The following is a 13504-nucleotide window of genomic DNA, read 5'->3' on the forward strand; positions in this document are numbered from 1 at the left end:
ATTCGTTACGTTTCGTGGGGAAATCATGTCTAAAGTCTTCGCGCTCTTTCTCGCCCTCGGCATTGCCGCCCCAGTCCTCGCGCAGGACGGCAGGCAGGCAGACCCCAACTTCAAACACTTTTACATGGCTCGCCAGCAGGTGCAAGTCATAGACGAAAGCCCGATTATTACAAATCAGACAGGTGGCGGCGGAGCCGGTGGAGCAAACGCCCCAGCTGCAGCTCAACCATTGCCTAGAGCCAGCTTCCAGTCTTATTTCCAGGGCTCGCCCCAAGCACCCAACAACCTGCCCAAAGTATTCAACGGCGTACCGCCAAAACTACCGCCAGCGCCTAATGCCATGAACGCCCAGCCAGGCAAGCTGAAACCGAAAAAGGCTCAAGCCAAGTCGACATATCCAGGACTAAAAGCTTATAAGCCCTATAGCGGCTATGGCGGCTCAACACCCTCCACTGGCGACTCTTCAGGCACTTCCAGCACCTCCAGCAACGTCCACGGCAGCGTGCTGCACTGGCGGCGGAAGTATTAAGCGCCGCTCCTGACCAAATATCCTTTTGTGGTAGTATTAAAAACCTTCTGCCCGTAGCCCAGCTGGATAGAGCGCATGGCTACGAACCATGAGGTCGCAGGTTCGAATCCTGCCGGGCAGGAATTTTTTATCTATTTCAAACTAATGTAAGTCATCCAATGTTGGCTAAATTGAACATACCAAAATTAGGATAATGGACGAATAGCGCCGTCCCATAATCTTCATTTTGCTATAGCTGACCATTTATACTCTGATATCAGATTTCGTAAGGAAGAGTTATGCCCAAAAAATTATCAGGACAGAAGCTCAATTCGCCACTCACCTTTGTGTGGGGAACTTTCTGTCGAAAAATTCTCACGGATGCAGGAAAACAACGAGAAACAAGTCTGATAGGCATTCTGCCAGGGCTCACAATGACCATTGAAACTGACGCAAGTTCGGATATTACAGATTTTGCCGTACCATTTGCAGTCTGGGCACACGCCGTGTTCAAACTTACTGACAAAATAGAGACCACAAAAAAGATAAAACTGTGGGCAATGATTACTCCCCCAAAACAGGAACCGATAAAACAAGAATTGGACCTTGAGCTTAAACCTGGTCACGAATTTTCACAAGTCAATCTCCAATTACTGATGACAGAGCTGCGAAAAGGTATGTTGGTATCAGAAGGACAAAATAGGCTTAAGGTTTCATTTCGATACGAGACAACGGATTTAGGCACTATTGAATTACCTATTAAGGCTCTCATTAAGCGGGTTAACACCAAATAAATCATGGCTATTGACTCATTCTATATCAATCAACTATCCGGCGAACCTTATCCAGACACATTTGTCAATGCTGCAGTGAGCGGACAAGTCATAAAATTCCGTCCTTCAAAGACGAAACGAACCGACAAAAGATCCAAGCATCAAACGGCACATATCAAAACTGGACACCGTGGACCACTCAAAATAGATACAGCCGTACTACCATCAGATACTAGCATATCGGAACAATCGAGTCTTACGATTTCTGTTTCAGGCAGCAGACACCACCTCACCACTGTAAACACTCCAAGCCCCAACTATGTTTTCAAAGCAATTACAATAGCGACTGAATCTACAAGCGCAAGATTTGAATCACTCAGCACCGAATGCACAATCATTGATAGCAATTTAGTAGAACAGTTTTTGACAAAACATAATTACCTTGCAGCTTTTATACATGAATGCATAGCTAAAATACGTACCAAATTTAAAACCGAAGAACTGCACCTAAGCTTATTGCACAATCCGGAAGAACCAGATTCAGATCATTTAGTTCTTAAGATATACACCTCCCTTCCATTTGAAGAGGCAATCAAACGTCGTGATTCACTCTATGAATGGTGGCTACCAAACTCTGAGCGTAGCAGCAACTATCTATCATTGAGGCTTGCATTCTAGATGGTCTTTGATTGGCAGCAATATTTGGACTTAGCCAAAGAACAACAAGTCGCCGCCAATTTAGAGTCCGGCGGGAGCCAAGAAGCTAAGTTACGTTGCGCAATAAGTAGAGCTTATTACTCTGTTTTCAATATAGCTAAAGCTTACTTAAAAGACAGAGAAAATGACTTTGCTCTCAACTTAGCAGAACGCCAAAAAGGCGGTGAACACTTTTCACGCGACGAAATAAGAGAGGCCGAGAACAGCCTCAGGAGCATACACGGGCACTTACGCAATCGATTTAAAAAAGCACTCGGACAGGGCAAGAAGGATGGATATCGACAAAGTATTGCTAAGATACTCCAAGAACTTTGCGACGAACGAGTAGAGGCAGATTACGAAAGTAATTATTCTCCAAAACCCCAGACGCTCAAGAAACAAATCAATGATGCAGAACAATTGCTGACCTATTTAAAAAAATTAGCAGAACTCACCTGAGTTTAAAATCAAGAGAGCAGTCGACAATTAATACTAGTCATCCATTAGGTCGCAGCTTCGGATCCTGCCGGGCAGGAATTTCTTAGTCCGAACCACAAGCCACACATGACTCCGAGCGAGGTTCATTGTGTACGGAAGCTGGCATCTCATTCGTAAGCTTCTTGATTGTGGCAAAGCCTGGTGCGACCTTTTGCAACTTGAATTTGCTTCCCAGCAGTTTTGGATTGTTGCTGTGCAGACTAGCCAAAATTGAAAACGGGATTTCATGTCCGGTGTTTGCTTCAGTTATGTCTATGACTTCTGTTGCATTAATGCCGACAAGATCTTTTAAGAGCGATCTTGGTTCACCAAGTCTTTCGTAACCGCCGTGAGCCAGAGCGGAATACTTGAGTGGTTTATCGTTGCTGGAAATATAAATGCGTGTCTGCTTAGCGTTACCAGTAAATTCAGTTGTATGCTTGAGAAACGATCTGGCATCAACGTCAGCATTAGACATAATCACTTCGCGGTAAGGCTTGAGCTTGGCAATATTTGAACGAATGGCTCTGCGCACTAAAGCTTCGTCGACAAATTGAGCACCCATGCTGTGTCCTAAGAGCGTTACGGTATTTGGTTCGGCAATAGTGTCAATCTTATTTAGAAATCGGCAGAAATCATCGGTTGTTTGCTTGACTCTTGTTTCATTCTGCAAATAACGTCTGAAGCCTATAGGCGACACCCAGTCATATAGCAACACTGGCGAGCCCATATTCGCCGCTACTTTAGCGGCTCGTTTCATGGATGTATCAAAGTTTGCGCAGCAACCATGTACAAAAATTATGCTGTCGCCTGTGCCAGCGCCTGCGGCATAATTTTTGAACGCTGTGACAATCTTATCTGCGGCAATTTGATTATCCGGAAGCAAAACGTCTTTCACCGTAGGCATTTGTCCGGCATTTTTCGAATGCACTAGTCTCCAGCAATTGCGGTTCAGGTTAACCGGAGACAAATCAATCATAACTGGTGCAGGTACCACCATGTTTTTGACACCAAAGAGAAGACCCTTGTTGTTTGGGTCGTCAGAATAGGAGATAGCGCCATTGATACCGTCGTAGACTCTATTGGTGGCATAAAACACCGGCACAACAAGCCAGTCTTTTACACTTAGCGTCTCATCCTGTTTTGGCGTGCAGGCAGTCAGGCACACAAGTACAAATGCGACCAACAGACAAGCGACGCGCATAGAAGTAGGTTCCTATTTCGCTGGTTTAGCGGCCACGCGTTTATCAGTATTGCCATCGCGTACAACTCTAAAGCAAGAGTCAGCCGACATTATCGTGTCTGATTTAAGACGAGTCATTTTCGAGAATGCGTTACTGACGCGGCTGCGTTGTCCGGATTTTTCGGTTGTAAGTTTCAAGCCGTCTCCTGGTACATCATAGAAAGACATGCTGTCCATGAGTTCAACAGGTATCTGGTGACCAATAAGTCCACTATCAAGCGAAGTGAAATCAATGGTCTGCATTCTGTGCTTAGTCTTTTCGATTAGCTCTTTGAGGCGTTGTTCGTCAGCGCTATCTTCAGCAGTCGTCTTTGCCTGAGCCGGCGTCATCAAAGAGGCGATAGAGTCGGCGCACTCGCCCAAGCGGCAGTAGCCACCATGAAGAATTTGCGAAAAGGCAAGTGCTTTATCACGGCGCGACATGTAGAGTCTAATTTTCGCTGTCCCTTTTGTGCTGAGGTAGCGACGGGCATAATGTTTGACCAGTCCCTGGTCGACATCCGGACAAACCAAGGCGACTTCAAGAACATACGGTCTTTCTCTAAGAAGAGGAGTACCGCGTACAACCAGACGGCTACCCATAGAATGAGCAAACACTCTTAGTTTTAGATCTGGGTGCGACAGGCAAAGTTTCTCAAGCTCTATAAGAACATCGTTGAAATGCTCTTGGCTCCACTCGTTGTTATTCTCATCCGAAGAATACGATCTTAGTTTAGCCACTGATGGCCAAGAATAAAATACAACCGGCGTTTCATATGTGTAGCTGAAGCGTGCAGCAGTATGCCATGCGGAATCAAAACTGTTTTTGTAGCCATGAGCAAATAGCAACACATTTTTGTGTGTAGATTTCTCACCGGATGCAGCTAATTGTGAATAGAACTGACTCTGTATCGAGGCAAAATCTTTGCCTTCAATAAGATTGAGTTTGACTGCACCCAACTTTTCACGAGCGCCAGCTGGTGCCCAACCCAAAGCAGTAAGATTAGGAGTTAGTTGCTTGCCCGCCTTGTTTTCGACTACGCAATAGCCTGTGCCCATAAATGGGTCATGCTGGCATTCGGCAATGTATTTGCGGTGTGGTCCGAATTGCGGTCCCTTTTCAGGGTCATTCGACTGCAAGTTTCTGTCGGTGACAAAGTAGAGAGGGACACGAACAAGCTTGGGGGCTGTCTGAGCATGGGACGGCTGGCACATGTAAAGAGCAACCAGTACGAGCCAAATAGACCGACCTGTAAGAGCCAAAAACCGCGAATTTACCATACTAAAGGGTCTCCTATCTCCGGCAGTTTCTCCCGCCAAAGCATGACAAACTGGCAGTTTAACACGCGACGGCAGCCCAATTGGCGCCACTTCTGCTCATACCCCTAAAGTTCGTCTTATGAAGCCTGGAGGCTTAAGTCAAGTTTAGAAGGGGTGTCCGGCGTATTTTCCGCAGATTCTGCCGTATTGTCACCCTGGTCTAAGCTTCATTACTAAATTAAGCTGGCAAAAGGATCAGGCAGGAGTGCGCCATGGGCGAATACGGAAGCAATTATTCAGCAGAGCAGTTACCAAAAACTGCACTCGACTATCATCAGCAGCAAAGTGGCGAAAGATTCACCGACTATGTTTTGCCTGGGCACTACAAAAGCAAGCCAGTCACACTGCAGGGCGGAGTAAGCGACTTCGGTACTGGAACAGGAATTCAAGGACAGGGCACTCTAGATAAAGCTACGGTTCCCGATGCACCACTTAAGGGAAATGTTCAAGATAGTCAATTCAGGTTGAATGTCCAAGACAATGGTGGCATTCCAACTTACTGTCTACGCATTGAAGATAATCGAAGGGATTTAGATCGTGATGTATTCAAAAGCCCCTTTACCGGACAGGTCTATCACAACGTTTTCATAAAGCAATCCGACTTGGCTATCGTTAACCAAGCCAGGACTGTCGGAAGCAGGGAAATGGTCAATCTTTACGACAAGACCGGACACATAATTTGTCCTGTACTTGCAGGAGCTGTTGGCGGCTGGTTTCCAGTTGGCTATCAACCATCCACGGTAGTCTTGAATATTTACGATGCACCAAGCATGAATAATCAGACTTACTCTGCAACTTCTACAACCAATCACAAACACTCAGAAGAGTTACAGCGTCTAAAAGACAAATACAAGAAATGTAAGCCTTTTATTCAGGGACTTCTGAATCAAATCCGCTAAGAAGACTTATGTCGCGACTCCAAATTCTCCCACCGAGCAAAGAGTTGTTCCACTATTACTTCAGCTTCGGTTAGTTCCTTCATACACTCCTGCAATTTCATGTGATCATGAGCAATGGCTGGATCATGCATACGCTCTTTTAAAAGTGCTACTTTCGATTCCGCCTTTTCAATCTTTTCGCCTATCGTATTGAGTTCTTTTTTCTCAGAAGTCGATAGCGGCTTTTTACCTTGATCGGGTGTCGAATTGCTTGTCGACAACTTTTCACTTGCGGTAGATTGACTCTTACTTTCCTTTGCTAATTGAGCCTGCTTTGATTCCCATTGCGAATAATCGGCAAAGTAGGACGCACCACCTTTGCCGTCTAACGCCAAAAGTTGAGTAGAAATAGTGTCCAACATGTATCTATCGTGTGTCACCAACACGACAACGCCTGGAAAATCCTCAAGGCTTTCTTCCAGCACCTCGAGCGACTGGATGTCTAAATCATTTGTTGGTTCATCAAGGATAAGTACGTCAGCCGGCTGCAACATAAGTCGAGCAATGAAAATTCTTGCTTGTTCACCACCCGACAGATAGCTCACCGGAAGATTCAATTGTTCAGGCTTGAAAAGAAATTTTTTCGACCAAGTAGCTACATGTATAGAGCGATCTCGATAAGTGACAGTATCACCGCTGGAGCATAGCGCTTCTTTCAAAGTGATGTTCTGCGGAAGCTGTTCACGATTCTGGTCAAACCAAACGACCTTAAGCGCATCAGCGCGCTTAATTGTTCCCGTGTCCGGCTCGACTTTGCCAGCCAGTACCTTGAGCAGCGTTGTTTTACCACTACCATTGGTGCCCAATAATCCTAATTTGAGTCCAGGTGTCAGTACGAGATCAAGATTACTGAATAGTTTCTTCTGCGCATATGACTTTGCAATTCCTTTGCAGACGACAAGTTCCTTAGTCTTTCTGCCTGATGCATTGAAATTGATATCGACTGCGCTCGTTGAATTGCGTGCTTTTACTTCAGCTAATTCCTCAATGAGCTTTCCGGCTTCTTTTATACGGTGCTGAGATTTGGTTTGTCTTGCTCTTGCACCGCGACTAAGCCAGGCAATTTCTCGACGGACTTGGCTGGCTAGCGCTTGTTGCTCATGATTTTGAGCCACCATATATTCTTCACGCGCTTGCAAAAATTGGCTGTAAGGGCCTGACACACTCAAGTAGCCTTCTGCATATTGCGCATTGAGTTCAATAGTCCTATTAGTGATGTTTTCTAAAAAACTCCTGTCGTGACTGATTACAGCAAATGGTATTGAAGAATTTTGCAGAAACTCTTCCAGCCACAAAACACCTTCCAAATCAAGGTGGTTAGTCGGTTCATCGAGAATGAGAAATTGAGGCTCTTCAGCAAGCGCCACTGCTAAAGCAAGACGCTTGCGCCAACCACCTGATAATTGCGCGACAGGTAAATCAAAATCGGCAAAACCAACTCTGGTTAGCCATAATTCAGCCTTGGCATTGCGGTCTGCATCGCTTATTGCTTCTGTTATCGAACCGGTGACAATCTGTCTTGGACTTTTAGCATCAGGAAATATGTTGGTCTGCGCAACATACGCCACTTTTAGATGCTTGCGTCGAACAATTTCACCAGCGTCAGATTCCACCAGTCCAGCGATAATCTTGAGAAGCGTGGACTTACCGGAGCCATTCGGTCCAATAATGCCCACTCTATCCTCATCGCCGATAGTCAGAGATAACTCTTGAAAAAGAGGGCGATGGCTATAGGATTTGGTTATAGATTGGCAACTAATGACGGGCGGCATGGCAATCGAAACCTCAGTTGGGACATTATCCCATGAATTATTTGCTTGCCAGCCACTGCTTCAATCGCTTAACGAATATTTTCTGATCCGGATGCAAAAGCCTCTGGGCTTTCCTTATAGAGACAAATATCGCGTCATCTATCTCCCAACTGGTACATTCAGGGCGCAGAGATTTAGCTCCCTTTGCGGCAAAACAATATACTCGCTTGCCTGATTTCTGGTAGTCGCAGTATCCCAAATCGTAGAGCTTCCGGCATATGACACCGGTCTCTTCGTAAAGCTCACGACGCGCAGCGTCTTCAAGGTCTTCGCCTTTATTCAGCTCACCTTTAGGGATACCATACGGCTTGTGACGGTTGTAGTTGCCCGAGGGATGGACAATGAGTACTTCAAGACCTTTATCAGTTTCTCGATAAACCAATACGCCTGCTGTGACTTTCATTGATGCCGTGCCTCCACAAGAATTAAAACACAGAGTTACTCACATGCAAAGCATGGAACTCTATCTTTTAGTAATTAGCAGTTACGCTACTTCTAATAGCACATACAAACACTAATCGTTCAGCATCACTTCCTAAGCGTGGTGTCGGCATAGAATAGCTCGGCATATACGGGAAAATGATCGGAGCCCATAGGCATTCCTATTACCCTTTTTGTGCAAACTAGATTGGGTGTTGCCAGCACATGGTCAATTGGAATGAGAAAAAATGGATAAAAGGGCATAAGAGACGGCCAAGAGCATTGCACGCCAAACCCTTGCATTGAATTGTAAGTGCCGCTGTCATGGACAAACTTGTCGAAATCCGAAGAATATGGCGTGCAGTTCAAGTCCCCGGCTATGACACAGCAGTCCCCAAATTTTTCACGCAGCTTAGCTACGGCGGCAAATTCACCATTGCGAACATGCAAGTGAAGCGGACTCCCTGGAGGCAAGGTGTGGATGGAGAGTACCGATACCGGTTTGCCGTTTAGCGCATATTGGCACCAAACAGCAGGCACTGGCGGATCTCCCAGCTGCAAAATTTCACGACTCTGCATCGGCAATTTGCTTAATTGGGCAATTCCAAAATTATCGTCATGGGGTTCAGCAACAGCAAATGGATATTCTTTTGAAAGCGAAGACTTAAGTTCCTCCACCCACCAGTTGTCTACTTCCTCAAAACAAATCACATCCGGTTGATACTCCCTTATTCTTTCCACTACGCCGCCTATATTTCGATTTGCCGTATTTACGTTAATAGTCATTACTGCAAGACGCCGCGAATGGTCATATGCAATGTGTGGTCTGGGAAAATATAGCGGCAATAATTTATATAGACAAATTAGAACAAAGGGCGCGACGATAAGGCACAATTTCCAGCGTCTGCGAAGAGCCAGAATAACAAGCAGAACCAGCAATACGATAAAGTACTGAAGGTAGAAGTGGCTACAGAGTTCAGAGAACCATCCCGTCGAGCTAAACAAGCCGGCAAAAGCTAACGTCATCAAAATCGCTGAATGGAACATGTAGAACATGTCAAAAGTCTTGCGCTTGTATGACATTGTCTATCTTCGCTAGCGATTGTTGCCTGAGATGATGTCAGAGCGACCGCGCAAGTTGTCTGTCTCTGATCTGCGTCCCAGATAGTAAAGCACGTAAGCGTATTTGCGCATGTACGGCACAACATTTATCGAATCCGGTCCATTTATGCGTCTGGACATCTCCAACGCTTGATGGAGTACAGGAGCAGCGGCAGAGAAATTATGCGCGTCGGCATACAAACAACCGAGGGCAAATTTGGCACGAGCTTCCTCGCCATACTTGGACGGAGCTTCATCCCAGAGATGCTGCGCCTTGCGGTAAAGCACTTCGGCTTCCTTGTACTTCTTTTCTTTGATAAGACATCTGCCTAACTTGTCGATACGCGAATAGACTTCCCAACTCTCCGGCGGAAGAATCCTTTCGGTAATAGTTAAGGCATCCTTCAAATTGGACTCAGCTTGAGGATAATCTTCTGTTTCCAGAAATAGAGTACCCAAATAATCGTGAGCAACTGCCAGGGATAAGTGCTCTTTTCCAACAGCCATTGCTTTTACGTCCAATGCAGCCTCAAAGAAACGCTGCGACATGTCGTAATTTTTGGCTATTCGATAATGGTAGCCGAGATCTTCGCAGACAATAGCCCAGTCCAATGCCGGACTGCGTCTTTTAGGATCAGCAAGTCCTACCCATGCTTCAATTGCTTCGCCTGGCTTCAGCCTTACCTTGCCCTTATTCTTCCAAACAGGCTCCTTCATTTTGCCGCCGACTAAGAAAAGCACTTCCTCGGCAACAGGATCAGCTTTTGACCTTGTGCCATAGAGCATATAGAAGCGACAAAGAGAACCCAAAGCCGGAATAAGTTCGTCGCTCTCCACACCCCAGGCTCGCTGCTTAACTAAAACAGCCTCCTCCAAATAAGGTTCAGCAAGCTGGAACGTCCCCCGAATAGTGTAGTAGCGTCCCACCTGATCAAGAGTTTGGGCTATGCGTATATCGCTTGGATCAAACTTTCTGGCTACTTCTAGGGCTTCCAAAAGTGTTGGCTTAGCTATCCAGTACTCGCCTTTTTCCACAGCCTGAACGCCGGCTTTATAAAGCTTCTCCCACTTCTGGACGTTCTCAGATACTGCGTACGCAGGAAGCGTCCCAGCGGCGCAGAATAACGCCAAGCATAGAGCGATAAAACCTTTTCTGCCCCTATTTACCATGGGCAGTACATACCCGCCTTTACAAAAAGGAAAACGCCTTTTTGCAAAGGCGTTTACGTCTCATAACATTTAATTCGGCGACCCGTTAGGGCCGCCGGTCACAAAATTACTGTACTTGCTTGTCGTTGAGTTCCTTGCTGACCCTTTGATTCAATTGGTCAATTTGAGCCACCAACATATGCTGCTCGGCATAAGACATTCCATGATTGGACTGTTTTAGCCTTGCTTCCAATGACTCAAGCTCTTGCGCTTGACGGATAAGGTTATTTGCTTCGCGTTGGGTCAAACGACCGGAAGCAATCCCTCTCTGGATACGCTGCATGATGAAAGACTGGCGCTCATCAATAGATCCACCACCATGATGATGATGGCGACGGGCAGTATTGCTACGTCCATAACGCTGCCCTTTTTGAATAGCTATATTTACTTGATTTTCAAGCGTATTCAGCGAGTTGATCAAACTGCGCACATCTCTATAGCTAAGCGTGCCGTCTGCCAACATGGAATTTTCCGTGTTGGTAATGGCATTCAACTGGTTGCGGAAGTTTCTTGCTTCCGACCAGCTAAGTGTACCTGCCATTGCAGCTTGATTTATGTTTGCGTCAATCATCGCCTGTTTCGTGTCAACATTGGCACGGAAGCGTGACTGATCACCTGGGTTACCGGACATATTGCCGCGACCATAGCGATTAAACCAGGCGGAGTTATAGCTGCTGTTTCCGGCTACGGTTGAATTGTCCAAATAAGTCTGCAATTTAATTGTGAAAGTGTTGTATTCATTCAACAAATTCTGAATCGCCCAATCGCTTAGTTTGCCTGAAGCAAGATACTGACCTTGCAGATTGGCAATGCGGTTAAGATCGGCTTTCAGCTCAGTTTCTTCCTGTCTTGAAAGCTGTCCTGATGCAACACCGGATTGAATTTGAGAATCCAATTGCGCTTGTCTGGTATTCAAATTGGTGATTACCACCGACTGATTAAGTGACGAACCACCGCTTTTACCAATAAATCCTCTTATCATGTCCAGGTAATCCTGGGCCTGACAAACTGGCATTGTGAGAATAACAGCGGCAATAGCTAAACTGCCTGCGATTTTGATTTTCATCTAAACGGTCCTTTACTAGTATTTGTGTAATTAACTTGAAGGCAAAATTTTGGAAATGCCATCGTTAATCGGACGGTCACCAGAGAAACCGAGGGAATAGCTTACTACCTCACCATCTTTGTTGATAAAGATAATTGTTGGTATTGGGCTCACCTCATATTGATCCATGAGCTGCTCGTTGGATGGATCATCCACGTTAATGCTCATGAATTGAATCTTGTCGCCATATTGGGTCTTAGCCTTATCAAATATCGGCTTGAGTTGTTTGCATGGTTCGCACCAGCTGGCATAAAAATCCAATACTGCCGGCATTGCACTTGTACCTGCAACTCCTCTTTGTCTCATCAATAGTCCAAGATTTGCAGCAAGCAATCTTGTTGCTGCACCGGTTTTTGGACAAACCATATTTTGCGGCATGGCCATAAGCAATTTGTTTGCTTGCTGGGCATTTGCCGAACCTTTACCGGTGCGAATTGCTGCTCTAAATTGTGTACGGGCACTGACGAGGTTTTTCGTCTTCACGTAAGCCTTGCCTAAGCACAAATGCGCTTCACAAGAATTTGGCTGAGCCTTAACTGCTTGCTCCAAAAGTTTTACAGCCTGAGCACACTGCCCTTGGGCTAATTTTGCTTTCCCTGCTTCCAATGGTGAAAGTGGCACTGCTTGTGCTGCAGTAATTGCAAATGCGGTTATGGCAATTGCCAGTTGAAGTTTAGACGGACGAAACATATTTTGTCTCCTGCTAGTCACAGTGTTTACGAATGGGTGCCTACTGCTTGTTTGTGTGTTAGATGTGCATCAATCCAATCAGTAACAACTTTGAGCACATCATCCGGGCATTGATTTGCTTCGAAAATCAAATGCTCCGAGCGTGGGACTAAAATCAATTGTCTATCACGAGTGCCAAGCTCGTTATAAAGTTCGACAGTGCCTTCAGGTTTTACAAGGTGATCCTTACAACCCTGCACGATGAGCACCGGTCTATCAACAATTGCCTTGGCGCTATCATGATTTTGATTCATGAAGCCCTGAAACTGCAAAAGTTCTCTTGCAGAAATGTTCAATCTATCGAGCGGATCGTTAAGCCAGGCATCACGCAATTCTTGTTTTTCAGTTGCTTGTTCAACTACACCTTCACCAACATTGAATGGTTTATCAGGCGATGACAATAAATGGACAGCTACGCGCAATGCCGTACGCTTTTGCTGGAATCTATCTCCGGAAGGTACGGAAGAAATAAGTCCGCTAACTAATTCCGGATACATCGAAGTGGCGCGCAAAGCTATCGCTCCACCCATTGATTCGCCGACTAAAAATATCGGCAAATGCGGGTAGACTCGGTGAAGCACTTTCAATGTCGCCTTCACATCAGCTAGGCAACCATCAAAATCTACGCTTTCACGACCCTTGGCAGCCATCCAGGAACCAAAGCCTCTCACATCAATTGCACACACGGCAATTCCTGAATCAGCCATGCGCTTACCGAAATCTTCATAGCTCTTGTTATAGAGTCCTAATCCATGAATACAAAGAAGGACACAGCGGGCAGGCTTGTCCGGATTTTGCCAGGTAATCATCGGCGGCGTCGTACGACGCTTAATTGCCGGCTTTTTCTCTTCAGCAGGCGGTTGAATGGCTTTCTTCTTACCAATCAACTTGGCGGACTCTTCAGCACTTGGCATAGGCGGCTTTATTACGTAAATTGCCGAAGAGTTTTCCGGGATTTTCAGGTCTTTGATGTCGACTTGCTCAGCGGAGTCATGAACATGCTCAACCTGAGTACTCGTAGTATCAGCAACCCCTTGAGAAGGGTCTTGTGCAAAAGCTCCATTGGAAACGCACGCCAAAATAGAAGCCGCTATCAAGCTAGCGAGCCTGGATGGACGTTTGCTTAAGTCCTGAGTCATCAGTTCTCAAGTCCTACACGATACCTACTTAATATAGGAGCATATTGTCTCAACTT

14 protein-coding genes and 1 tRNA gene are annotated in these 13504 nt (G+C 45.8%); 6 read left to right on the plus strand and 9 right to left on the minus strand.

Annotated elements, in window-relative coordinates; translation table 11 throughout:
* The first annotated feature begins 25 nt into the window (after nt 1-25).
* From K2Y22_00590 to K2Y22_00610, 5 genes are all read left to right on the plus strand, one after another.
* Nucleotides 26-529, plus strand: a complete 504-nt coding sequence (locus K2Y22_00590) for a hypothetical protein (GenBank protein ID MBX9876931.1) — start codon at nt 26-28, stop codon at nt 527-529.
* Nucleotides 530-576: 47 nt separating this feature from the next.
* A tRNA-Arg gene (locus K2Y22_00595) sits at nt 577-650 on the plus strand.
* Nucleotides 651-807: 157 nt separating this feature from the next.
* Nucleotides 808-1302 (plus strand): hypothetical protein, encoded by a 495-nt coding sequence (locus K2Y22_00600; GenBank protein ID MBX9876932.1) that lies wholly within the window; start codon nt 808-810, stop codon nt 1300-1302.
* Nucleotides 1303-1305: 3 nt separating this feature from the next.
* A complete protein-coding gene (locus K2Y22_00605) occupies nt 1306-1959 on the plus strand; it encodes a hypothetical protein (GenBank protein ID MBX9876933.1) in 654 nt (217 codons plus the stop codon).
* Nucleotides 1960-2436, plus strand: coding sequence for a hypothetical protein (locus tag K2Y22_00610; protein MBX9876934.1), 477 nt, complete (start codon nt 1960-1962; stop codon nt 2434-2436).
* An 82-nt stretch (nt 2437-2518) separates the two neighbouring features.
* Here K2Y22_00610 and K2Y22_00615 read toward each other — a convergent pair whose 3' ends face one another.
* Both K2Y22_00615 and K2Y22_00620 read right to left on the minus strand, forming a co-directional pair.
* Nucleotides 2519-3658 carry an alpha/beta hydrolase gene (locus tag K2Y22_00615; protein MBX9876935.1) on the minus strand — a complete coding sequence of 380 codons (1140 nt, stop codon included), beginning with the start codon at nt 3656-3658 and terminating at the stop codon, nt 2519-2521.
* A 12-nt stretch (nt 3659-3670) separates the two neighbouring features.
* Entirely contained in the window at nt 3671-4957 is a 1287-nt protein-coding gene (locus K2Y22_00620; protein ID MBX9876936.1) for an alpha/beta hydrolase, read from the minus strand.
* A gap of 251 nt (nt 4958-5208) precedes the next feature.
* Between K2Y22_00620 and K2Y22_00625 the strand changes: the two genes are divergently transcribed.
* On the plus strand, nt 5209-5895 hold the full coding sequence (locus K2Y22_00625) for a hypothetical protein (protein MBX9876937.1): 687 nt from the start codon (nt 5209-5211) through the stop codon (nt 5893-5895).
* Here the strand turns inward: K2Y22_00625 and K2Y22_00630 are convergent.
* The 7 genes from K2Y22_00630 to K2Y22_00660 all read right to left on the minus strand — a co-directional run bounded on the left by K2Y22_00630 (nt 5892) and on the right by K2Y22_00660 (nt 13448).
* Nucleotides 5892-7706, minus strand: coding sequence for an ABC-F family ATP-binding cassette domain-containing protein (locus tag K2Y22_00630; GenBank protein ID MBX9876938.1), 1815 nt, complete (start codon nt 7704-7706; stop codon nt 5892-5894). The genes K2Y22_00625 and K2Y22_00630 overlap by 4 nt on opposite strands.
* A 37-nt stretch (nt 7707-7743) precedes the next feature.
* Nucleotides 7744-8148, minus strand: a complete 405-nt coding sequence (locus K2Y22_00635; protein MBX9876939.1) for an NUDIX domain-containing protein — start codon at nt 8146-8148, stop codon at nt 7744-7746.
* Nucleotides 8149-8273: 125 nt separating this feature from the next.
* Complete coding sequence (locus K2Y22_00640; GenBank protein ID MBX9876940.1) at nt 8274-9248, minus strand: endonuclease/exonuclease/phosphatase family protein; 975 nt, start codon at nt 9246-9248, stop codon at nt 8274-8276.
* Between the two features lie 12 nt (nt 9249-9260).
* The gene (locus K2Y22_00645) at nt 9261-10436 is read right to left on the minus strand and encodes a tetratricopeptide repeat protein (protein ID MBX9876941.1); all 1176 of its coding nucleotides are present in this window, start codon (nt 10434-10436) and stop codon (nt 9261-9263) included.
* 106 nt (nt 10437-10542) lie between these two features.
* Nucleotides 10543-11541, minus strand: coding sequence for a hypothetical protein (locus K2Y22_00650; GenBank protein MBX9876942.1), 999 nt, complete (start codon nt 11539-11541; stop codon nt 10543-10545).
* A gap of 30 nt (nt 11542-11571) precedes the next feature.
* Nucleotides 11572-12270: a tetratricopeptide repeat protein gene (locus K2Y22_00655; GenBank protein MBX9876943.1), complete on the minus strand. Its 699-nt coding sequence runs from the start codon at nt 12268-12270 to the stop codon at nt 11572-11574.
* Nucleotides 12271-12296: 26 nt separating this feature from the next.
* A complete protein-coding gene (locus K2Y22_00660) occupies nt 12297-13448 on the minus strand; it encodes a lysophospholipase (GenBank protein ID MBX9876944.1) in 1152 nt (383 codons plus the stop codon).
* Nucleotides 13449-13504 lie beyond the last annotated feature (56 nt).

The organism is Candidatus Obscuribacterales bacterium (genome assembly GCA_019744775.1).
Taxonomy (GTDB): Bacteria; Cyanobacteriota; Vampirovibrionia; order Obscuribacterales; family Obscuribacteraceae; genus SBAT01.